The organism is Mycobacterium sp. 360MFTsu5.1 (genome assembly GCF_000383495.1).
Taxonomy (GTDB): Bacteria; Actinomycetota; Actinomycetes; order Mycobacteriales; family Mycobacteriaceae; genus Mycobacterium; species Mycobacterium mucogenicum_B.
In genome coordinates, this window is the sequence record NZ_KB911468.1 from 131895 (window position 1) to 154352 (window position 22458).

The 22458-nt window shown below is 68.7% G+C and carries 17 protein-coding genes; 2 read left to right on the forward strand and 15 right to left on the reverse strand.

Features of this window, described 5'->3' with window-relative positions; all coding sequences use genetic code 11:
- The first annotated feature begins 38 nt into the window (after window positions 1-38).
- A complete protein-coding gene (locus tag H289_RS30770) occupies window positions 39-1646 on the forward strand; it encodes an HNH endonuclease signature motif containing protein (protein ID WP_020102173.1) in 1608 nt (535 codons plus the stop codon).
- 33 nt (window positions 1647-1679) lie between these two features.
- On the opposite strand, the gene H289_RS0117815 is transcribed toward H289_RS30770, so the two are convergent.
- Complete coding sequence (locus H289_RS0117815) at window positions 1680-3722, reverse strand: NAD(+) synthase (RefSeq protein ID WP_029105385.1); 2043 nt, start codon at window positions 3720-3722, stop codon at window positions 1680-1682.
- An 82-nt stretch (window positions 3723-3804) separates the two neighbouring features.
- On the opposite strand from H289_RS0117815, the gene H289_RS0117820 reads away from it, so the two are divergent.
- The gene (locus H289_RS0117820) at window positions 3805-4644 is read left to right on the forward strand and encodes an NAD-dependent protein deacetylase (RefSeq protein ID WP_020102175.1); all 840 of its coding nucleotides are present in this window, start codon (window positions 3805-3807) and stop codon (window positions 4642-4644) included.
- Here H289_RS0117820 and H289_RS0117825 read toward each other — a convergent pair.
- The 14 genes from H289_RS0117825 to H289_RS0117890 form a co-directional block, all read right to left on the reverse strand.
- Window positions 4620-5927: a protoporphyrinogen/coproporphyrinogen oxidase gene (locus H289_RS0117825; RefSeq protein ID WP_020102176.1), complete on the reverse strand. Its 1308-nt coding sequence runs from the start codon at window positions 5925-5927 to the stop codon at window positions 4620-4622. The genes H289_RS0117820 and H289_RS0117825 overlap by 25 nt on opposite strands.
- A 4-nt stretch (window positions 5928-5931) precedes the next feature.
- Window positions 5932-6555: a PIG-L deacetylase family protein gene (locus tag H289_RS0117830; RefSeq protein WP_020102177.1), complete on the reverse strand. Its 624-nt coding sequence runs from the start codon at window positions 6553-6555 to the stop codon at window positions 5932-5934.
- Window positions 6556-6686: 131 nt separating this feature from the next.
- Window positions 6687-7808: a glutamate 5-kinase gene (proB, locus tag H289_RS0117835; RefSeq protein WP_020102178.1), complete on the reverse strand. Its 1122-nt coding sequence runs from the start codon at window positions 7806-7808 to the stop codon at window positions 6687-6689.
- A complete protein-coding gene (obgE, locus tag H289_RS0117840) occupies window positions 7805-9265 on the reverse strand; it encodes a GTPase ObgE (protein WP_036420786.1) in 1461 nt (486 codons plus the stop codon). Before obgE ends, proB begins: the two co-directional genes overlap by 4 nt.
- Window positions 9266-9345: 80 nt before the next feature.
- A complete protein-coding gene (gene rpmA / locus H289_RS0117845; RefSeq protein ID WP_020102180.1) occupies window positions 9346-9603 on the reverse strand; it encodes a 50S ribosomal protein L27 in 258 nt (85 codons plus the stop codon).
- An 18-nt stretch (window positions 9604-9621) separates the two neighbouring features.
- Entirely contained in the window at window positions 9622-9945 is a 324-nt protein-coding gene (rplU, locus tag H289_RS0117850; protein WP_020102181.1) for a 50S ribosomal protein L21, read from the reverse strand.
- Window positions 9946-10128: 183 nt separating this feature from the next.
- A complete protein-coding gene (rne, locus tag H289_RS0117855; protein ID WP_020102182.1) occupies window positions 10129-13167 on the reverse strand; it encodes a ribonuclease E in 3039 nt (1012 codons plus the stop codon).
- A gap of 315 nt (window positions 13168-13482) precedes the next feature.
- Window positions 13483-13893, reverse strand: a complete 411-nt coding sequence (ndk, locus tag H289_RS0117860) for a nucleoside-diphosphate kinase (protein ID WP_020102183.1) — start codon at window positions 13891-13893, stop codon at window positions 13483-13485.
- A gap of 49 nt (window positions 13894-13942) precedes the next feature.
- A complete protein-coding gene (locus H289_RS0117865) occupies window positions 13943-14317 on the reverse strand; it encodes a DUF4233 domain-containing protein (protein WP_020102184.1) in 375 nt (124 codons plus the stop codon).
- Entirely contained in the window at window positions 14314-15750 is a 1437-nt protein-coding gene (gene folC / locus H289_RS0117870) for a bifunctional tetrahydrofolate synthase/dihydrofolate synthase (RefSeq protein WP_020102185.1), read from the reverse strand. The genes H289_RS0117865 and folC overlap by 4 nt, the downstream gene beginning before the upstream one ends.
- Window positions 15747-18416 (reverse strand): valine--tRNA ligase, encoded by a 2670-nt coding sequence (locus H289_RS0117875; RefSeq protein ID WP_029105386.1) that lies wholly within the window; start codon window positions 18414-18416, stop codon window positions 15747-15749. Before H289_RS0117875 ends, folC begins: the two co-directional genes overlap by 4 nt.
- A 52-nt stretch (window positions 18417-18468) precedes the next feature.
- On the reverse strand, window positions 18469-19104 hold the full coding sequence (locus H289_RS0117880) for a DUF937 domain-containing protein (protein WP_020102187.1): 636 nt from the start codon (window positions 19102-19104) through the stop codon (window positions 18469-18471).
- Window positions 19105-19202: 98 nt separating this feature from the next.
- Complete coding sequence (locus H289_RS0117885; RefSeq protein ID WP_020102188.1) at window positions 19203-20462, reverse strand: saccharopine dehydrogenase family protein; 1260 nt, start codon at window positions 20460-20462, stop codon at window positions 19203-19205.
- A 9-nt stretch (window positions 20463-20471) separates the two neighbouring features.
- On the reverse strand, window positions 20472-22451 hold the full coding sequence (locus tag H289_RS0117890) for a S9 family peptidase (protein WP_020102189.1): 1980 nt from the start codon (window positions 22449-22451) through the stop codon (window positions 20472-20474).
- Window positions 22452-22458: the final 7 nt, after the last annotated feature.

Genomic DNA, 22458 nt, shown 5'->3' on the forward strand with positions numbered 1-22458 from the left:
CGTAGTTTGAAGCGGTTGAGAACACTAAAATCGAACATATGTACGAAGAACTGGTGATCGAAACCAGGGAAGCCGACGACGCTTCCCTGGTCGACACGATGACCAGCGCAACACGGGCCGAAGCCCAGAGTGCCGCCCGCCGGCTGGCTGCCATCGCCGAACTCACCCACCGCCGCTGCATCGACCACGAAGACCGCGACCTGTGGGCGTGCGACGGCTGGGACGCCGCGGCGTGCGAGATCGGCGCGGCCCTGACGATCAATCGCTGGCAAGCTGCCAGTCAGATGCACCTCGCGCTCGCACTGCGCGACCGGCTCCCACACGTCGGCGCCCTGCTGGCGCGTGGGGACCTATCACTTCCGTTGGTCACCCTGATCTGCTGGCATACCGAGCTCGTGCAAGACCCCGCAACGCTCGCCCTCATCGACACCGCCATGGCCGGCAGCGCGCGCGAGTGGGGTCCGTTGTCGAAAGCTGACACGATCCGGCAGATCGACAGCTGGATCGAGAAGTTCGACCCAGCCGCGGTGCGTCGTACCCGTAACGCCGTCCGCGGTCGCGATGTCGAGTTCGGCAAGCCGGGTGACCCCGCAGGCGTCACGTCCGTCTGGGGTCTGTTACTGGCCACCGACGCCGAACTGCTCAAGCGCACCCTCACCGCCATGGCCTACGAGGTCTGCGACGACGATCCCCGCAGCCTCGCCCAGCGCCGCGCCGACGCGTTGGGCATCCTGGCCGTCCGCGGCGATCGACTGCCCTGCCACTGCGGCAATCCCGACTGCCCCGCGGCCGGTACCGATCCGCGCGCCGCAGCAGTCGTCATTCATGTCCTGACTGGCGCTGCGCCACAACCGGTCAGCGACCCACTGCTCGACGCGCCGGAGGCCAAACCGCCGGTGACGGCAGACACCCCGGTCACCGAGGCACTCGCGCCTCTGCCCGAGCCCGAGCCTGTCGTCGACCAGAGCGCGGTCGGATATCTATCTGGCGGGCCCGTGATCCCCGCGGTGGTCGTGGCAGACCTCGCCGCCCGCGGCGCCACCGTGAAAACGGTTACCACGCCGCAGGTTCCGGCCGACGGGCAACCGCAATACCGGCCGTCGACCACGCTCGACCACTACGTGCGGATGCGGGACATCACCTGCATGCACCCCGGCTGCGACCGCCCCGCCGTAGACGCCGACCTCGACCACACCATCCCCTGGCCGGCCGGAGCCACGCATCCCGGCAATCTCAGCCCGAAGTGCCGCAAGCATCACCTCGTCAAAACGTTCTACACCGGCGCGACCGGATGGCACACCCGCCAGAACCCTGACGGCACCATCGTGTGGACCGCACCCACCGGGCATACCTACACGACCGTGCCCGGTAGCCGAATCCTGTTTCCCGACAGGCACTTCCCTACCACAGCACCGCCACCATCGGCAGCGCCGCCACCATCAGCTACGGCGACCACCAGCGATCAACCCGGTCGCGACCTCATGATGCCCACCCGCCGGCGCACCCGCATCGACGACCGCGCTCGACGTACCCGGAACGAGCGCAAACTCAACTGGACCGAGCTCCTGGAGTCGGAGTCGACCGCCGAAGCCAAACTCCAACTCGCCCAACAACTCATCGACGGCGACAGCTCGCCACCGTTCTGACGTCCGGATGGGCGTCAGAAGCGGCCGGCCCGGTCAGGCCTCCGGCACGTTGCGGTCGATCTCATCGAGCCAGATGCGTGCCGACATGTCCGACGGCGCCCGCCAGTCCCCGCGCGGGGACAGCGCGCCGCCTGCGGACACCTTCGGGCCGTTCGGCAGCGCCGACCGCTTGAACTGGCTGAACGAGTAGAACCGCTGGACGAAGACTTTCAGCCAGTGCCGGATGTCGGCCAGCGAGTAGGCCACGTGCTCGTCATCGGGGAAACCCGCCGGCCAGTCACCGGCGTCGGCGTCGCGCCACGCATGCCAGGACAGGAACGCGATCTTCGACGGCCGGAAGCCGTAGCGCAACACCTGAAAGAGCGAAAAGTCCTGCAGTGCATACGGTCCCACCTTGGCCTGACTGCTCTGCACTGCCTCACCGTCGGCCGCCGGAACAAGTTCGGGCGTGATCTCGGTGTCCAGCACCGACTGCAACACATCGTTGACATCGTCGTTGAACTGCCCCGAGGAGATCACCCACCGGATCAGGTGCTGGATCAGGGTTTTCGGCACCCCGCCGTTGACGTTGTAGTGCGACATCTGGTCGCCGACGCCATACGTGGACCAGCCCAGGCCGAGCTCGGACAGGTCGCCCGTGCCCAGCACGATGCCGCCGCGCTGGTTGGCCAGCCGGAACAGGAAGTCGGTCCGCAACCCGGCTTGCACGTTCTCGAACGTCACGTCGTAGACGGCCTCACCGCGCGCGAACGGGTGTCCCATCTCGGTGAGCATCAGCCGCGCGGTGTCCCGAATGTCCAACTCGGAGAACGTGACTCCGAGCGCCTTGGCCAGTGCGGTGGCGTTGTTCTTGGTGTGGTCGCCGGTCGCGAAACCCGGCATGGTGAAGGCCAGGATGTCGCTGCGCGGCCGACCCTCGCGGTCCATCGCCTTGGCCGCAACGATCAGCGCGTGCGTGGAATCCAGCCCGCCGGACACCCCGATCACCACGGTCGGAAAGTTCAGGGCCCGCAGCCGCTGCTCCAGACCGGACACCTGAATGTTGTACGCCTCGTAGCAATCCTGTTGCAGCCGTTGCGGATCCGACGGCACGAACGGGAACCGCTCGATCTCGCGGCGCAGGCCGATGTCGCCCGCGGGCGGCGACAGTGTGAATCCGATGCGCCGGAAGTCGGAGGTCCGGTCGGCGAACGTGCGCCGGTTGTCGTCGAACGTGCCCATCCGCAGCCGCTCGGCGGCCAGCAGTTCGGTGTCGACGTCGGCGACCGAGCGTCGCTCTCCGCGTGGAAAGCGCTCGGATTCGGCCAGCAGCACACCGTTTTCGTAAATCATGGTCTGGCCGTCCCACGCCAGATCCGTCGTCGACTCGCCCTCCCCCGCGGCGGCATAGACGTACGCCGCCAGGCATCGCGACGACGCAGAGCGGGCCAGCAGCTTGCGGTCGTCGGCCCGGCCGATCGTGATCGGGCTGCCCGACAGATTGGCCAGCACCGTCGCACCGGCCAGCGCGGCCGTCGCACTCGGCGGCACCGGCACCCACATGTCCTCGCAGATCTCCACGTGCAGCACGAAGTTCGGCAGATCGTCGGCGGCGAACAGCAGGTCGGGGCCGAACGGCACGTCGTCGCCGCCCAGCCGGATGGTGCCTTCTACATCGTCACCGGCGGCGACCTGACGCGATTCGTAGAACTCGCGGTAGGTCGGCAGGTACGACTTGGGCACCACGCCAAGGATGGAGCCACGGTGGATGACCACCGCGGTGTTGTAGATCCGGTGCCGGTGCCGCAGCGGCGCGCCCACCACCAGAACCGGTAGCAGCTCGACCGATGCATCGACGATCGAGGCCAGCGCTTCGGTCACCGACTCGAGCAGCGTGTCCGACAGCAGGATGTCCTCGATCGAGTACCCCGAGAGGGTCAGTTCCGGGAACACCGCCAGCGCGACGGCGTCGTCGTGGCACTCGCGGGCCAGGCGCAGCACCGACGCGGCGTTGGTCGCCGGGTCCGCGAGCGCGGTGTGGTGCGTGCACGCGGCGACGCGGACGAATCCGTGCCGGTAGGCGGAATAGAAGTCCACCACCTGATTGTCGCATCGCTGCGGCACGCGATTGTGGCGCCGTCACGTCGCGTCACCTCGCAGACGGCCTACCCTCGATGACGTGCAGGCTCCTGAACTGGTCAATCTGCTGGCCGACCGGCGTCTCGCCGTGCTGACCGGCGCCGGTATCTCCACCGATTCGGGTATCCCGGACTATCGCGGACCGGACTCGCCGCCGAGCAATCCGATGACCATCCAGCAGTTCCTGTCCGGGCCGGCCTTCCGGCAGCGGTACTGGGCCCGCAATCACATCGGCTGGCGGCATATGGCCGCCCGCCGGCCCAACGCCGGCCACCGCGCCGTGGCGGCCCTGGAACGCGCAGGCCTGGTGACGGGTGTCATCACCCAGAACGTCGACCTGCTGCACACCAAGGCCGGCTCCCAGACCGTGGTGAACCTGCACGGCACCTACGCGCAGGTCGTCTGCCTGAGCTGCGGGCACACCATGACGCGGGCCGCGCTGGCCGTCGAACTGGAACGGCTCAATCCCGGGTTCACCGAACGGGCCGAGGTCGGCAGTATCGGCGTGGCCCCCGACGCCGACGCCACGGTCGAGGACACCGCGACATTCCGGTACCTGGACTGTCCGCGCTGCGGCGGCATCCTCAAACCCGACATCGTGTACTTCGGCGACAGCGTGCCGAAAGACCGCGTGCAACAGGCGTACGGCATGGTCGACGCGGCCGACGCGCTGCTGGTCGCGGGATCGTCGCTGACGGTGTACTCGGGCTACCGCTTCGTCCGGTACGCGGCCGCCGCCGGCAAGCCCGTCGCCATCATCAACCGCGGCACCACCCGCGGCGACGACCTGGCCACGGTGAAGATCGAGAGTGGCTGTTCGGAGATCCTTGCGCTACTGGCCGGCGAATTGGCCGCTCAGAACCTGTCCGGGTGCCAGTAGACGTCCTCCGGCGTACCGGACAACGCGTTGTCCACGGCCTCCCGGCCCTGCATGTAGCCGTAGTCCTGGTTCGACGACTCATAGCGCCACCCACCGAACCGGCCGCGGCTGTAGAAGCCGTGCGCACGCAGCCGCTCGTCGACGGTCCGCACGATGTCGTCACGACCCAGGGTCGGCACGGGATAACCCATCGGGACTTCCTGCACGAACCGGCTCACCACGTACTCCGAGTCGGCCCCCAGCGCCCGCAGTGATTCCTCGGTGCGCCGCACCGCATCATCGGCGGTCAGTGCCTGTCCCGGCAGCAGCGGCACCTCGCACAGGACGTTCCAGCGGCCGTCGCCGGCGTTGGCGGGGTCGTAGTTGTTCAGCATCGTGGCCCGGTACCAGGGCACGCCCAGGTCCGGGCAGTACAGCCAGGTCTTGTCGGCCAGCGCCTCGGGCGCCGCACCGCGGTAACCCAGGCCGACCGCGTAGATACGACTGGCGCACAAGGTGTTTCGCTCGGCCGTCCCCTGCGCTCCGGCGCCACCGAGCCAGCCCCAGGCCGTCGTCAACGGCGCCGAGCTGACGCAGTGGTCGTACGCGACGGTCGAGCCGTCATCCAGCGTGGCGACCCGCCCGGCCACATCGACGTCGACGACGCGGGTGCCGAGCCGCACCGTCCCGGGCGCCAGCAGCCGGTCGTGGACGCCCTGCCACAACGCACCGGTACCGCCGATCGGATACGGAAAGCTGCCCGCGGGTGCCGTCGCCGAGCCGGCCAAGCCGAGGCGCGGCACGTTCGGCGCGGCGCTGCCGCTGCGCAACGACGTCCATTCGTGGTCGATGTGCTCGAGCGGGGCCGTCCACATCTTGTAGTTGTAGGGCCCGAAAAATTCGTCAAAAAGTTTGCCACCGAAATTGTTGCGGTAATAATCGGCGAGGTTGTGCAGCGGTGCGTCCGGGTACAGGTCGGTCGGCATCGCGTCGAGTTGCTGCTGGATGGGCGTGGGCACCAGACTCTGCGGCCCGCTGCCGTCGAGCCACACCCAGCCGTTGCGGGCGACGTCGTTCATCTTGACGCCCGAGGCGTCGACCGCACGGTCGAACTCCGCGAAGTGGCTGTGCAGCACGTGGCCGCCGAGATCCCAGGTGAAACCGTGTGCGTCGCGCACCGACGTGGCCATGCCGCCGACCTGATCGCCGGCGTCCACCACCACGTGGTCGATCCCGAGTTCGGTCAGCCGGACGGCAGCGCCCAGCCCGGTCGGGCCGGCACCGACAATGAGAAAGGTCGGCACAGGGTCAGAAATCGACGACCAGTCGGGCCGGTTCGAAACCCTCGGCGAACGCCCGGCGGCACAGGAAGCCGTAGTGCTCAGCGGAACTGCGCACCCACGAAGCACTGACCTTCTCGCTGGCCTCGGCCTGCGAGACGTGCGACATCAGGGCTTCGATCTTCTTGTCCAGCGAATCGGAGATATCGACGAACGCCGTCGGATTGAAACCGATGGCCGACGGTCCGCCGTACGTCATGATCGACGACACCCAGCGCGCCGCACCGAGGGTACAGCGGGAGACCACCCGGTGGTCCTGATGACTGTCGTTGGCCGTGTGGGTGTAAACGATTGTGGCAGAGGACTTTTCGATGGCGTCTTCGATCAGGTGAACCAGCTCGAACTCCTGCAGCGAAACGCGGCAGTCGCCGAAACCCTGGCCCCACAGCAGTTCGTGGACCCCGAGCACCTCCACCGCGCGGAGCTGCTCGCGCACCCGCTCCTGCGAGTCGCCGGGCCCCTCCTCGCCGCGGGTCACCACCAACATCGTGACCCGGTCGCCGGCCGCGACATGCTTTGCCAGCGCACCGCCGCAGCCCAGTTCGATGTCATCGGGATGCGCGCCGACCGCCAGCACGGACTGTCTCGCCATCGCCCCCTCAATTCTGTTTGCTGCGTCAGGTGTCGAAGGCAGCATAACCCTAATTTAATGGGTAGGCCTTCTCCAGCAGGGAAAACACCGAACGAGGCGTCGATTCTAGCCAAATACACACAAAGTCGACGTCAAATTGCTACCAGGTCATCGGCGTGCACGGCGGGTCGGCGCAGCTCGACGGGCAGTTCGGGGGTGGACCGGCCGATGATGCCCGCGAGCTCGGAATCGTCGTACGCGACGACGCCCCGCGCCACCGCGGTGCCGTCGGGGCCATGCAACTCGACGACGTCGCCGCCATGGAAGCGTCCGGCGACCGCGGTGATCCCGGCGGGAAGCAAAGATTTTCTTTGCCCGACGACCGCCCGCACCGCACCGGCGTCCAGCGTCAGGGTCCCCGTCGTCTCCGCCGCGTAGCGCACCCAGAACCGGCGCGCCGACATGCGCTCGGGGCGCGCCGCGAAGACCGTGCCCACCGAGGCGTCGGTCAGCGCGGCAGCCGCGTCGCTGGCGGCCGCGAGCAGGACCGGCACACCGGCATCGGCGGCCAACAGGGCGGACGACAGCTTGGAGGCCATGCCGCCGGTGCCCAGGTGGCTGCCCCCGGTCGCAGACACGCCGTCGAGGTCACCCGACGCGGCGACCTCGGGGATGAAGCGCGCATTGCCCTTGCGGGGGTCGGAGTCGTACAGCCCGTCGATGTCACTCAGCAGGATCAGCGCGTCGGCCCCGACCAGCTGGGCCACCAGGGCCGACAGCCGGTCGTTGTCACCGAACCGGATTTCGTTGGTGGCCACTGTGTCGTTCTCGTTGACGATCGCGACCGCGTGCAGCGCCCGCAGCCGGTCCAGCGTGCGCTGCGCGTTGTTGTGCTGCGCGCGCTGGGCGATGTCGTGGGCGGTCAGCAGTACCTGCCCGACGGTCCGGTCGTACCGGCCGAACGCCGCACTCCACGAGTTGACGAGGGCCACCTGCCCCACGCTGGCCGCGGCCTGCTTGGTGGCCAGGTCCGTCGGGCGCCGGCTCAGGCCGAGCGGCTCGATGCCGGCGGCGATGGCGCCGGACGACACGATCACGACGTCCGAACCGGCCTTCATCCGCTTCTCGATGGCGTCGGCCAGCGTGGCCAGCCGATTGGCGTCGAACATGCCGTTGGGCGCGGTGAGCGCCGTGGTGCCGATCTTGACGACGACGCTGCGCGCGGTGCGCACGGCCTCGCGATGCGCCGAGACCGTGCCGGAGCCCTCCGTCACAGGTCGTCCTCGGTGTCCTCCGCCGACCGACGACGCTCCTTGCGGGCCGCCTTGCGTTCCGCGGCCCCGACGCGGTCGGTCTGCTCCAGGCGAATGTCGGTGCCGCGACCGGACATCTGCATGTCGACACCCGCAGGCGTCTGCGGCTCCCAGTCGAAGGTGACGTCGCCGATGGTCACCGCGCAGCCCGCGCGGGCACCCTTCTTGAGCAGTTCGTCCTCGACACCCAGGCGCGCCAGGCGGTCACCGAGGTAGCCGACCGCCTCGTCGTTGTCGAAGGCCGTCTGGGCAATCCAGCGTTCCGGCCGGGTACCGCGCACGATGAAGCCGCCCGAACCGTCCGATTCGACGGTGAAGCCGGTCTCGTTGACCGCGACGGGCCGGATGATCGGCCGGCGCGGGGCCACCACGGGCTGTGCGGCGCGGTACGCCGCGACCATGTCCCACAGAGCAAAGGTCAACGGGCGCAGGCCATCTCGGCTGACGGTCGAGATTTCGTAGACGGGCCAGCCGTACTTGGCCGCCACCTCTTCCTTCACGAAGTCGGCGAGTTCGCGGGCGTCGGGCACGTCGATCTTGTTGAGCAGCACCGCACGGGGGCGCTCTGCCAGGTCGCCCAGCGTCGAATCCCCTTGCAGCGTCGGCGTATACGCGGCCAGCTCGGCCTCGAGCGCCTCGATGTCGGAGATCGGGTCACGGCCCGGCTCCAGGGTCGCGCAGTCCACCACATGCACCAGCACGGCGCAGCGTTCGATGTGCCGCAGGAAGTCCAGGCCCAGGCCGCGGCCTTCCGAGGCGCCGGGGATCAGGCCGGGGACGTCGGCGACGGTGAACGTGTTGTCGCCCGCCGAGACCACACCGAGGTTGGGCACGAGTGTGGTGAACGGGTAGTCCGCGATCTTCGGCTTGGCGGCCGAGATGGCCGACACCAGAGAGGATTTACCGGCCGACGGGAAACCGACGAGGCCCACATCGGCGACCGTCTTGAGTTCGAGGGTGAGATCCCGGATCTCGCCCTTCTCCCCCAGCAGCGCGAAGCCGGGCGCCTTGCGGGCCCGCGAGGCCAGTGCGGCGTTGCCCAGCCCGCCGCGGCCACCGGCGGCGGCCTCGAAGCGGGTACCGGCACCCACCAGGTCGGCCAGCATGCGGCCCTGGTCATCGAGCACGACGGTGCCGTCGGGCACGTGGACCTCGAGATCGGCGCCCGCGGCCCCGTCACGATTACTGCCGGCGCCGGGCTTGCCGGAGGGTGCGTCGACGTGCGGGCGGAAGTGGAAGTCCAGCAAGGTGTGCACCTGCGGGTCGACGACCAGGACGATGCTGCCGCCCTTGCCGCCGTTGCCGCCGTCCGGCCCACCGAGCGGCTTGAACTTCTCGCGGTGTACCGATGCACAGCCATTGCCGCCGTTGCCGGCGCGCGCGTGGATCACCACACGGTCAACGAACCGGGGTGCCATCTGACGTCCTCTCCCTCAAGAAAAAGAAAAGCTGCCACGAGGCGAAACCTCGTGGCAGCTTCACACCTCGTGGGAAAAGGTTAAGCCTCGACCGGGACGATGTTGACCGTCTTGCGACCACGCTTGGAGCCGAAGAGCACCGAGCCGGCGGCCGTGGCGAACAGGGTGTCGTCGCCACCGCGACCGACATTCACGCCCGGGTGGAAGTGGGTGCCGCGCTGACGGACGAGGATCTCGCCGGCCTTGACGACCTGGCCGCCGAAGCGCTTGACGCCGAGCCGCTGGGCGGCTGAATCGCGACCGTTACGAGAGCTGGACGCGCCCTTTTTATGTGCCATGTCTGTTCGCTCCCTTACTTACTTGATGCCGGTGACCTTGACGACCGTCAGCTGCTGACGGTGGCCCTGGCGCTTGTGGTAGCCGGTCTTGTTCTTGAACTTGTGGATACGGATCTTCGGGCCCTTGGTGTGCTCGAGCACCTCACCGGTGACAGCGACCTTGGCCAGCGCGTCGGCGCTGGTGGTGACCTTCGCACCCTCGACCACGAGAGCGACGGGCAGCGACACCGAGGCGCCCTGCTCAGCGTCGAGCTTCTCGATCTTGACCACGTCACCGACGGCAACCTTGTACTGCTTGCCACCAGTCTTGACGATTGCGTACGTGGCGTTATCGGCTGCCATCGTTGGTGTTCCTCTGTTCTTCGTTTCGTCTACTGCGGGGCGCGCGCCACCCGAAGGCTGCGAGCGCGGGTCTGTGGTGCGGGGCCGGTAGGCACCCACTGTCGCCGGTGTCGGCCAGGCGACAACTGGTCAAGGGTACGTGACCAGTTATTCGAGGGTCAAACCGCGTGGACCCTCACGGCATCAGCCATCGACACCTCCGACCGGCGGACCGGCGGGACGGGCCGCGGCGCGGCGCCGCTGCCGGACGACGGGAGCCCGGGCGACGGCCGGTTCAGCGGGCTGATCGTCCTCGTCCTCGTCGTCGTCTTCGTCGTCTTCGTCGTCGTCCTCGTCTTCGCCGTCCTCATCCGAGTCGTCGTCCGAGTCGTCGTCGTCTTCGTCGGTGTCGTCGTCGAGGTCCAGCTCGTCGTCGTCTTCGTCGCTGTCCTCGAAGTCCTCGTCGAGCTCGACTTCGAGTTCGTCGTCCTCGGCGTCCTCGTCGTCTTCGGACTCGTCGGCTTCCTCGTCGTCTTCGACGTCTTCGTCGGTGTCCAGCTCGGTCAGCACCTCGGTGGACTCGACGGCATCGCTGTCGGCCGCTTCGTCGGCCAGGCCCTCGGTGTCCTCGGTGACGTCTTCGTCGTCGAGTTCGTCCTCGTGCTTGCCGTTCGCGGCCGCCATGGCCTTGAACATCGGGTGCTCGCCCTGCGGGTGCGGCGGCACCTTGGCCACCGGAGTCTCCTCGGCGCGCGGCGCGGCCTTCTTGGCGCGCTTGCTGCGCCGGCCACCGCCACCACCGGCACCGCCGGCGGCCTCGGCCTTGCGGCCGTTCGCCGACGCGGTGTCCACCGGATCGCCGTGCAGCACGATGCCGCGGCCCGCGCAGTGCGAACAAGTCGTGGAGAACGCCTCGATCAGGCCGGTGCCGAGACGCTTGCGGGTCAGCTGCACCAGTCCGAGTGAGGTGACCTCGGACACCTGGTGGCGGGTCCGGTCCCGGGCCAGCGCCTCGGTGAGGCGGCGCAGCACCAGGTCACGGTTGGATTCGAGCACCATGTCGATGAAGTCGATGACGATGATGCCGCCGATGTCCCGCAGCCGCAGCTGACGGACGATCTCCTCGGCCGCTTCGAGGTTGTTGCGGGTGACCGTCTGCTCCAGGTTGCCGCCCGAGCCGGTGAACTTGCCGGTGTTGACGTCGACGACGGTCATGGCCTCGGTGCGGTCGATCACCAGGGTGCCGCCCGAGGGCAGCCACACCTTGCGATCCATCGCCTTCGCCAGCTGCTCGTCGATGCGGTACACCGAGAACACGTCCGGACCCGTGGGCCCACCGGCGGGCTCGTACTGCGACATACGCGAAAGCAGTTCGGGCGCAACGGAACTCACGTAGCCGTTGATGGTGTTCCAGGCCTCGTCACCTGACACCACGAGCTTGGAGAAATCCTCGTTGAACAGGTCGCGGATGACCTTGACCAGGACGTCGGGCTCTTCGTACAGCGCCACTGCGGCGCCGGCGGCCTTGGCCTTGATAGTTGTGGCCTCGGTGTCGATCTGGTTCCAGCGTTCCTGCAGCCGATTGACGTCCGAGCGGATGTCCTCTTCCTTCACGCCCTCGGACGCGGTGCGGATGATCACACCGGCGTCTGCAGGCACGACCTCCTTGAGGATTTCCTTCAGGCGCTGCCGCTCGGTGTCGGGCAGTTTGCGGCTGATCCCGGTCGACGAGGCCCCCGGCACGTACACCAGGTAGCGACCGGCCAGCGAAATCTGCGTGGTGAGGCGGGCGCCCTTGTGCCCGACCGGGTCCTTGCTGACCTGGACGACGACGTAGTCGCCGGGCTTGAGCGCCTGCTCGATCTTGCGGTTGTTGCCGCCGAGGCCGGCGGCCTCCCAGTTGACCTCACCGGCGTAGAGCACACCGTTGCGGCCGCGGCCGATGTCGACGAATGCCGCCTCCATCGAGGGCAGCACGTTCTGCACGATGCCGAGGTAGATGTTGCCGACCAGGCTGGCCGACGCCGCGGACGTGACGAAGTGCTCGACGACGACGCCGTCTTCCAGCACGGCGATCTGGGTGTACCGGGCACCTTCGTGCGGCGGCTCGGTGCGGATCTTGTCGCGCACCACCATCACGCGCTCGACGGCTTCGCGGCGGGCCAGGAACTCGGCCTCGCTCAGGATCGGCGGACGGCGGCGGCCCGCGTCACGGCCGTCGCGACGGCGCTGCCGCTTGGCCTCCAACCGGGTGGACCCGGTGATGCCCTGGATTTCGTTGTTGTCCGACTTGGCGCGCGGGGCGCGCTCGTGGACGACGGTGTTGGGCGGGTCGTCCGGCGAACCGGCCTCGCCATCGGCATCGTCACCACCGGCACCGCCCGACTTGCGGCGGCGGCGACGACGGCGACGACGGCTGGCACCGTCCGACGCGTTCGCGTCGTCGTCACCGGCGTCCTCGTCGGCCTCGCCGTCGGTGTCCTCGTCGCCCTCGGCCGACGCGTCCTGCGTCTCACCTTCGGCGTCACCGTCGGTCGCGTCGTCGCTGCTCTGTTCACCCCGGCCGCGGCCACGTCCCCGGCGACCACGACGACGGCGCCGGTTGGCGGGCCGCTCACCGTCTTCGTCGGTGCCGTCCTCGCCACCCTCGTCGCCGGCGTCGGCCGCCTCGTCGGCGGTGTCGTCGTCAGCGAAGTCGTCGGGCTCGGCCGGCGGCCGGAACGTCACGGGCTGCGGCGCCACGAACAGCGGCAGGTAGTCGGCGGGCTCAGCGGCGGGCGCCGGGACCGTCTCGAGCAGCAGGCGCGACTCGGGCTCGTCTTCGTCGGGCTCCGCGGCGCCGGCATCGGCCGCCTCGCGGGCGATCTCGACAGCGGCTTCGGCGACGTCGACGGCTTCGACGGCGACCTCGGCGGTCGCTTCAGAGGTTTCGCTGACGACCTCGACCAGCACTTCGGCTGCCGGCTCGGCGGCCTCCGCCGGTGCGGCGGGTGCCGGGTCCTGCGTCGCTTCGCCACCGAGTCCCAGGAGGTCACGGACGCGCTCGGCCTCGGCACGGGTCACCGTGGAAGCCGGGTTGCGGGGCCTGCCGTCGACCTCGGCGAGCGTCTCGGTGATCTTCTTGCTGGTCGTCCCGAGGATCCGGGCGAGCGAGAAAATCCGCAGGCGCTCCGGGAGCTCTATCGGCTCCGCTGCACTGCCGGCGTCTTCGGATCGGTCTTCAAGTTGGGCATCGTCGGCCACGTATTCTCCTCAAGCCCCCGGGCGCGTCCTGCGACGCGGCCACGCGAGGGCTTCTTGTATTGGCTCGGGGAACTTCTCCCGAGATTGTTGTGGTCTCGCACCTAGCGGCCCACGGGGAGCCCTCGGCGCCTGGCTGAATGATGGCTGGACGGTCGGCGCCGCACCCGGATTTCTCCGGGTGGTCGCGTCGTCTAAGTCTTCATCCGGGCGTCCGCTCCTGGTATGAAGCAGGTCACCCGTAGGCCAGTATCCCACATCGCCGGCCAATCTCCGACGAGGTGCCGCCGATAGCTCAGCTACCGGCGGACCACAGTGTCAGTTACCGGGGAACCACAGGGCGATTTCACGGGCCGCGGACTCCGGCGAATCCGAGCCGTGCACCAGGTTGTCCTGGGTGATCAGGGCCAGGTCACCACGGATGGTGCCGGTCGCGGCCTTCTCCACCGGATCGGTGCCGCCGGCGATCTGCCGGAAGGCGGCGACGGCACGCGGGCCCTCGACGATGGCGGCCACAACCGGGCCGGAGGTGATGAATTCCAGCAGGTCACCGAAGAAAGGCTTGCCCTCGTGCTCGGCGTAGTGCTTGGTCGCCAGCTCCACGCTGACGGTCTTCAGCTCCAGCGCAGCGAAGGTCAGGCCCTTGCGCTCGATCCGGCTGATGATTTCGCCGATCAGGTTGCGCTTGACGCCGTCGGGCTTGATCAAAACAAGGGTCTGCTCAGTCACGGCGGACAGCGTACTAGTCAGTAACCGAATCGAACGATTCGGGCGGAACTCACTGCTGGCCGGGCAGCAGGCCGCGGTCCTGGCGCCGCTTGACCTCGGACCGCAGGTACGCGATCAGGACCCAGACGAGCAGGAAGATGATGCCGACGATGCCGATGGTCACGTCGATGAACGCGCCCAGGATCAGCACGAACTGCATGCCGATGTTGACCCACAGTGCCCACGGCCGGCCCTGCATCCCCGACAACAGGGCCAGTACGACGGCCATGCCGATGAGGTAGCCGCTGCTGAGCGGCGTCAGGCCACCGTGGAACACCGACACCACCGGCAGCGCCAGCAGCACCACGATGACTTCGAGGATCAGGGTGCCGGCCATCACGCCCCGGAAGCTCTTCCAGGGGTCGGGCTGGTTCGGGGCCGTCATGCCGGGTCCTTTCCGAACAAGGTGCGGGCCGCACCGGCCGTCACGACCGAGCCGGTGATCACCATGCCCGAGCCGGAGTAGCCGTCCGACGAGCCGTAGTCGTTGCCCGACTCCTCCACCAGCGCCGTCGCCGCCTCGATGGCGTCGGGCAGGTTCGGCGCGGTGATGACGCGCTCTGGTCCGAAGGTCTCCTCCGCCAGGGACGCCAGCGTCTCGGTGTCCATGGCGCGCGGCGACCCGTTGTGGGTCACCACCACCAGGTCGAACGCCGGCTCGAGCGCGGCCAGGATGCCCGTGACGTCCTTGTCCGCCATGACCGAGATGACGCCGACCAGGAACCGGAACTCGAACTCCGTCTGCAGTGCGTCGGCGAGGGCCGCGGCACCGGCCGGATTGTGCGCGGCGTCGATGAATACCGTTGGGGCACTGCGCATGCGCTCCAGCCGGCCCGGGGTGGACACCGAGGCGAACCCCTGGCGCACGGTGTCGACGTCGAGCTGACGGTCGGCCCCGGCACCGAAGAACGCCTCGACAGCGGCCAGGGCGAGGACGGCGTTGTGCGCCTGGTGCTCGCCGTGCAGTGGCAGGAAGATGTCGGTGTAGACGCCACCGAGGCCCTGCAGTTCCAGCAGCTGCCCACCGACGGCGACCTGCCGGCCGCGGACGGCGAACTCGGAGTCCTCCCGCGCCACAGCGGCGTCGGCCGTAACCGCCTGTGCCATCAGCACTTCCATGGCTTCGGCGGGCTGGCGGGCGATCACCGCGACGGTGCTGGGGTCGGTGCCGGCGGGCACCAGGTCGGGCTGCTGGCGGGCGATGATGCCGGCCTTCTCCCCCGCGATCGCGGCGATGGTGTCGCCGAGATAATCGGTGTGGTCCAAGCCGATCGGCGTGATCACCGCGACCGGGGCTTCGACGACGTTGGTGGCATCCCACCGTCCGCCCAGGCCGGTCTCGACAACCGCGACGTCCACCGGCGCGTCGGCGAAGGCCGCGAACGCCATGGCGGTGAGCACCTCGAACTTGCTCATCTTGGGTCCCGGTTCACCCAGCTCGCCGGCTTCCGACTGCCGGTCGACGATCTCGACGAACGGCTCGATCTCGGTGTACGTGGCGACGTATTGCGCTGGGCTGATGGGCTTTCCGTCGATCGCGATGCGTTCGGTGGCGGCCTGCAGGTGCGGGCTCGTCGTCCGGCCGGTGCGCCGCGAGAACGCCGTCAGCAGCGCGTCGATCATCCGGGTGACCGACGTCTTGCCGTTGGTGCCGGCCACGTGGATGCTCGGGTAGCCGCGCTGCGGCGAACCGAGCATCTCCAGCAGCGCCTCGATCCGGACGGTGCTCGGCTCGATCTTCGTCTCCGGCCACCGCTGGTCGAGCAGGTACTCGACCTGCAGCAGTTCGGCGATCTCGTCGGGTGTGGGGGCGCTCATGCGGACGGCAGGCTCGCCAGCCGGGAATTGATCCGGTCGACCTCTTCGGTGGCCAGCTGCTGGCGGGCCTTGATCTTGGCGACCACATCCTCCGGCGCCTTCGCGAGGAATGCCTCGTTGCCCAATTTGCCTGCGGTCTGGGCGAGTTCCTTCTGCGCGGCGGCCAAGTCCTTCTCGAGCCGGCGCCGCTCGGCGGCGACGTCGACGGTGCCCGAGGTGTCCACCTCGACGACGACGGTGCCCTTGGACAGCCGGACCTCCACTGCCGCCGAGGGGTTGAAGCCGTCGGCCGGCTCGGTCAGCCACGCCAGGGACGTCACGGCGGCCACCTGGGCATCCAGGTCGGCCTCGCTGATGCCCACCAGGCGCGCGGGCACCTTCTGCCGGTCGTTGAGGCCCTGGTCACTGCGGAACCGGCGGACCTCGGTGATCAGCTTCTGCATGTCGGTGATCCGCTGCGCGGACACCTGGTCCAGCGCGACACCCGATGCCTGCGGCCACTCGGCGATGACGACCGACTCACCACCGGTCAGCGACTTCCACAGCGCCTCGGTGACGAACGGCATGACCGGGTGCAGCAGCTTGAGCAGCACGTCGAGCACGGCGGCCAGGACTGCCTTGGTGTGTTCGGCGCGCGAACCACCTTCGAACAGTTGGGCTTTCGCGAGCTCCAGGTACCAGTCACAGAACTCGTCCCAGGCGAAGTGGTACAGCGCCTCACACGCGCGGCTGAACTCGTAGCGCTCCAGCGTGCTGTCCACCTCGGCGCGGACCTCTTCGAGCCGGCCCAGAATCCAGCGGTCGGCGTCGGTGAGTTCAGCGGCAGCCGGCAGCGCGGCCGGCGCCGCACCGTTCATCATCGCGAAACGCGTTGCGTTGAACAGCTTCGTCGCGAAGTTGCGCGACGCGCGGGCGTGGTCCTCACCGATGGACAGATCGCCGCCGGGGCTGGCGCCGCGAGCCAGTGTGAAGCGCAGCGCGTCGGCGCCGAACATCTCGACCCAGTCCAGCGGGTCGATGCCGTTGCCCTTGGACTTGCTCATCTTCTGGCCGAACTGATCGCGGATCAGCCCGTGTAGGAAGACGTTCTCAAAAGGCACCTTGGCCCCATCGAGCACCGGGTCGTCGGCGACGAACGTGCCGAACATCATCATGCGGGCCACCCAGAAGAACAGGATGTCGTAGCCCGTGACGAGAACCGTTGTCGGATAGAACTTCTCGAGCTCCGGCGTCTTGTCGGGCCAGCCCATGGTCGAGAACGGCCACAGCGCCGAGGAGAACCACGTGTCGAGCACGTCGGGGTCCTGCTCCCAGCCCGCGGGCGGCTCCTCGTCCGGGCCGACGCAGACGGTCTCGCCGTCGGGGCCGTGCCAGATCGGGATGCGGTGGCCCCACCAGAGCTGACGGGAGATACACCAGTCGTGCATGTCGTCGACCCAGGCGAACCAGCGGGGTTCCAGGCTGGTCGGGTGAATCACGGTGTCGCCGTTACGGACTGCGTCACCGGCAGCCTTGGCCAGCGATTCCACCTTGACCCACCACTGCATGGACAGCCGCGGCTCGATGGCCTCACCGCTGCGCTCGGAGTGCCCGACGCTGTGCAGGTACGGCCGCTTCTCGGCGACGATGCGGCCCTCGGCGGCCAGCTTCTCGCGCACCTTGACGCGGGCCTCGAAGCGGTCCATGCCGTCGAACTCGGTTCCGGTACCGGCGATGGCGCCCTTGGTGTCCATGATCGTCGGCATCGCGAGGTTGTGCCGTAGGCCGATCTCGAAGTCGTTCGGGTCGTGGGCCGGCGTGACTTTGACTGCGCCCGTGCCGAATTCGGGGTCGACGTGCGTGTCGGCCACGATGATGATGTCGCGGTCCAGGAACGGGTGCGGCAGGGTCTTGCCGACCAGTGCGCGGTAGCGCTCGTCGTCGGGGTGCACCGCGATGGCGGTGTCACCGAGCATCGTCTCGAGTCGCGTGGTTGCCACGACCAGGTGCGGCTCGGCGTCGTTCATCGAGCCGTACCGGAACGAGACCAGCTCGCCCTCGACGTCGTCGTACTTGACCTCGAGGTCGGAGATCGCGGTCTCCAGCACCGGCGACCAGTTGACCAGCCGCTCGGCGCGGTAGATCAGGCCGGCGTCGAAAAGCCGCTTGAAGATGGTGCGGACGGCGCGCGACAGGCCCTCGTCCATGGTGAAGCGGTCGCGGCTCCAGTCGACGCCGTCACCCAGGCGGCGCATCTGGCCACCGATGGTGCCGCCGGACTCGCGCTTCCACTCCCAGACCTTCTCCACGAAGCCCTCGCGGCCGAAGTCCTCCTTGGTCTTGCCCTCGGCGGCGAGCTGCTTCTCGACCAGGGTCTGCGTGGCGATACCGGCGTGGTCCATGCCGGGCAGCCACAGCACCTCGTAACCCTGCATGCGCTTCCGGCGGGTGAGCGCGTCCATCAGGGTGTGGTCGAGCGCGTGGCCCATGTGCAGGCTGCCGGTGACGTTCGGCGGCGGCAGCACGATGGAGTACGGCGGCTTGTCGCTGGTCGGGTCGGCGGTGAAGTATCCGGCGTCGACCCAGCCCTGGTACATGTCAGCTTCTACCGCGCTCGGATCCCACGTTTTGGGCAGAGCATCGGCCGCAGTCACGGTCGCGGGATCAGGTGTATCGCTGGCAGTCACCGGCCAATTCTAGGTAAACCCGGTGAGCTGACATAAAACTGCCCCTCGGGGGCTACTTCTTGTTGCCGAACAACCCGCCCAGGACACTGCCGAGCACGCCGCCGGCGCCCTGGTTGCCGCCACCGCCGAGGACGCTGCCCAGGATGCTGCCGAGCGGGTTGTCCCCGGAGTTCGCGTTGCTGCCCGCCTTGTTACCGCTCAGCGCGCCACCGAGGATGTTGCCCAGCACGTCACCGAGTCCGCCGCCGCCGGATGCCGCAGGCGTCGACGCCGCGCCACCACCGCCGGTGAGCTGCTTGCCGATGTAGGCCAGCACGATGGGCGCCAGGATCGGCAGCAGCTTCTGGATCAGCTCACTGTTGCCCGCGCCGCCACCGGCGAGCGCCGACGCGACCTGGCCACTGTCATTGCCGCCGAAGATCTTCGCGATGGCGTCGGCGCCCTGGTCCTGGTTGACCTGGTCGACCGTCACGCCCCCGTCGAGCAGCCCGCTCGCCGCATGGTCGGCGGCTTCGCTTTCGAGGCCGGCCGCGGTATCAGGGTGGTCCTGCGCAGTCTGCTGCACACCGCCCAGCAGCAGCGGCACCAGTTGTTGTACGGCGCTGTTCACCTCCCCTTCATCAGCGCCGAGCTTGGCCGCAATCTCTTGTGTCGGAATCTGATTGAGCAGTTCGTCAAGACCAGCCATGGCATGTTCCCCTCGTCACCGATGTGTGTGAAGCGCCTCGCCGCCGACACTAGCCGGGTCGGCGGCGTGGCACAGCACTTCGGCGCTTGCTGCGCGAATCAGCGCCCCAGCGCCTCGGTTTCGAAGGTGACGCCGGCGGCCGGCAGCCGGGTGATCAACACATCGCCCATGGCCGCGGCCGGGGTCAGGACGCCCTTGAGGTCCGAGAGCCGGTCGCGGTCGAGGGCCAGCGCCAGCCCGCTCTCGCCCAGCAGCACCGCGGTCGCCTTGTAGCCCGGGTCACCCTGCTGCGCCATGACCGAGCGGTACCGGGCGCCGCTGGTGGTGCGGGTGTACGTCTCGACGCGGTAGTAGCCCTTGTCGCGCGCCCGCTCGCTGGGCCCGGTCCCGGGCTTCGGCACGACGCGGTCGATGAGGCCACGGGGCAGCTTGTTGAAGAAGCGGCTGCCGAGGTTCATGACGGCCGCGTTGGCCGCGGTGCCCAGCGCCGAGGCCACCGGCGCGATGGGCGACGACCCCAGGCTCATGTGCTCCGCGTACCGCAACCGGCGCCCGTACTCCCAGTCCAGCAGTGCGTTGCTGCGCCGCACGATGCGGGTGTTGGCGACGGCCATGACGAAGGCACCGGTCCACGTGCCGGCGAGTTCGGGGGCGATGTCCCGGCCCCGGCGCCACGGCGTGTCGGTCTGGTGGCCGAGGTCGGGCTCGGCGCCGCGATCGGTGGTCAGCGTGTACGGATCCATCATGGTCCGCCGCAGTTCCTCGTCACCGGACGTCCGCGTGAACAGCTCGAGCATCGAGGCGACGGTGCCGCCCGACACCCCGCCGGAGAATCCGCGGAGCACGTAGTCGGTGTCGGTGAGCTCGCCGGCGCCGTCCGCCTGGGCGGCCTTGAACAGCGCATAGACCGTGAGATCCGAAGGGATGGAATCGAATCCGCACGAATGCACGATGCGGGCGCCCGTGTCGGCGGCCTGCTTGTGGAACAGGTCGATGCTCTCCCGGATGAACAGGCTCTCGCCGGTGAGGTCGGCGTAGTCGGTACCGGCCGCGGCGCACGCCGCCACGAGCGGCAGCCCGTATTTGAGGTACGGCCCGACCGTGGTGACCACCACCTGGGTCCGCTCGGCCATGGCATCGAGGGTGTGCTGCGACGAGGCGTCGGCCTGGATCAGGCCCCAGCCCTGCCCGGCCGCGCCGAGCGAGTCGCGGACCGCGGCCAGTTTGTCCATCGACCGGCCCGCCAGCGCTATCCGCGCCTGTCCTCCGTTCTCGGCCAGGTACTGGGCGGTCAGCTTCCCGACGAAGCCGGTGGCGCCATAGAGAACGATGTCGAATTCGCGCTGCGGTGCGGTCATGCTGCAAACCTAACCGAGGGTCTCCGGCAGGTCGACGTGTTCCTTGCGCACGTGCTCGGACAGGAATGCCGCCACCACCTGGTACCAGATCTTGGCGTGCTGCGGCGCGGCGATCCAGTGCCCTTCGGACGGGTAGTACAGGTAGCGGTGCGCGGTGGTGCCGGCGTCGTCGGCCGGGAGCCCCGACCGGGTCAGCAGGTCGTTCCACAACCGCAGGCCTTCACCGATCGGGACGCGATAGTCCTTGTCACCGTGGATCACCAGCATCGGGGTCGTGATGTTCTCGACATGGCGGTGCGGTGAATTGCGTTCGGCCATCTCGGGTGTCATCTCGCGGGCCCACCAGTAGGCGCCGTCGGTCGTCGGCCCGAACTGATCCAGCGCCCACAGGCTGGCGTGCGTGACGATGGCGGCGAACCGGTCGGTGTGCCCGGCGATCCAGTTGGCCATGTAGCCGCCGAACGAGCCACCCATCGCGGCGATCCGGCTGCTGTCGATGCGCGGGTGCGCGCACGCCGCGTCGACAGCGGCCATCAGGTCGGTGTACGGCGCGAAACCCCAAGCACCCCAGCCGCGTTGGATGAAGTCCTGACCGTATCCGGTGGACAGCGCCGGGTCCGGCATCAGCACGGCGTAGCCGAGCGCGGTGAGCAGCCAGGGATTCCACCGCCAGTGCCACGTGTTCCAGCTGCCCAGCGGACCGCCGTGCACCCACAGCAGCAGCGGCGCGGGGGCATCGCCGGCCGGCAGTGTCAGCCAGGAACGAACGGGCGTACCGTCGTCCGCGGTTGCCGTCAGCTCGACCAATTCGCCTGGCAATTCGGGAAATTCGACACTCGGGAGCACGGTGACGGACCCGTCGCCGTCGACCCGGACCGGATGCGGCGGGCTCAGGTAGCTGCTGCGCAGGGCATACAGCGCGCCACCGGCGACGGGCCGCACCTCGCCGTACGCGAAGTCGTCGTGCGTCAACCGGGTGACCGCACCGCTCGACGGGTCGACGGCGAAGATCGGCGCCCGGCCGTTGTCGTCCGCGGTGACCAGCAGGGTCGACCCGTCGTGCGACCAGGTCACCGATGCCGGCCAGCGGTCCCAGTGGGCGGTGAGCTCGACCGGCTCGGCACCGAAGACCTGGCGGCACAAGGTGATCCGCGGCGCCTGCTCTGGTGTCGAGTGCGTCTCCCGCAGGTACGCGACGGTGGTGCCGTCGGGCGAGATCGACGGGTGCCCGAGGTCGGCGGCCGGGTCGTCGGCGATGACGGTGCGCTCCCCCGTGCCGATGTCGATGCGGACCAGGACGCTGCGCAGCGCGGCCCCCGGTGCGGGGAGCTCCCAGGACGCGACGGCGAAGCTGCCGTCCGCGCTGATGTCGACGGTGGCCTCGTTCAGCGCCATCCCCGGCTGCGGTGTGATGTCATGGGCCGCACCGGATTCGACACGGAGCAGGTGCGTGTGATCCGGGCCCAGATCGTGGTCCCAGTGCCGCACCGGGTATCCGGTGTGCAGGATCGCCGACACCTTCTTGTCCTTGCGGAGGGTGCGCAGCCGCTTGTCATCGTCGGGCGTGCCGGCCGACGGGAGCATCGGCGCCGTCACCACCACGACGTCGGCCGAGTGGGCCGCGTGCACACCACTGACGCCGCCCGCCAGCTCCAGAATCCGTTGTGCCTCACCTCCGTTGGCGGGCAGTCGCCACAGCGCCGCCGGCGGTTCATCGTCGGTGTCGGTGGGGCGCGCCGCGACGAACAGCAGGTCACCGGCCGCGGTGAACGCCGGCTGGGACTCCCCTTTGGCTCCGTACGTCAGCCGGCGCGCCTCGCGCTGACCGTCGGCGTCGAGTTCCCAAGCCGCGGTGATGAATTCGGTGCCCTTGGCGTTCAGCTCGCTGATCATCGTGACGACGCGGCGGCCGTCGGGCGAGACCGCGAGCCCGGACACCCGGGGCAGAGAGAAGTACGTATCCAGGTCGTCGAACGGTGTCAGGGCCATGACTTCG

Bases quoted from the DNA above. Each gene is read 5' to 3' on its own strand.
- H289_RS30770 (WP_020102173.1), top strand. From the start codon at position 39: ATGTACGAAGAACTGGTGATCGAAACCAGGGAAGCCGACGACGCTTCC.
- H289_RS0117830 (WP_020102177.1), bottom strand. From the start codon at position 6,555: ATGGCGAGACAGTCCGTGCTGGCGGTCGGCGCGCATCCCGATGACATC.
- obgE (WP_036420786.1), bottom strand. From the start codon at position 9,265: ATGGCACCCCGGTTCGTTGACCGTGTGGTGATCCACGCGCGCGCCGGC.
- rpmA (WP_020102180.1), bottom strand. From the start codon at position 9,603: ATGGCACATAAAAAGGGCGCGTCCAGCTCTCGTAACGGTCGCGATTCA.
- rplU (WP_020102181.1), bottom strand. From the start codon at position 9,945: ATGGCAGCCGATAACGCCACGTACGCAATCGTCAAGACTGGTGGCAAG.
- H289_RS0117865 (WP_020102184.1), bottom strand. From the start codon at position 14,317: ATGACGGCCCCGAACCAGCCCGACCCCTGGAAGAGCTTCCGGGGCGTG.
- folC (WP_020102185.1), bottom strand. From the start codon at position 15,750: ATGAGCGCCCCCACACCCGACGAGATCGCCGAACTGCTGCAGGTCGAG.
- H289_RS0117880 (WP_020102187.1), bottom strand. From the start codon at position 19,104: ATGGCTGGTCTTGACGAACTGCTCAATCAGATTCCGACACAAGAGATT.
- H289_RS0117885 (WP_020102188.1), bottom strand. From the start codon at position 20,462: ATGACCGCACCGCAGCGCGAATTCGACATCGTTCTCTATGGCGCCACC.
- H289_RS0117890 (WP_020102189.1), bottom strand. From the start codon at position 22,451: ATGGCCCTGACACCGTTCGACGACCTGGATACGTACTTCTCTCTGCCC.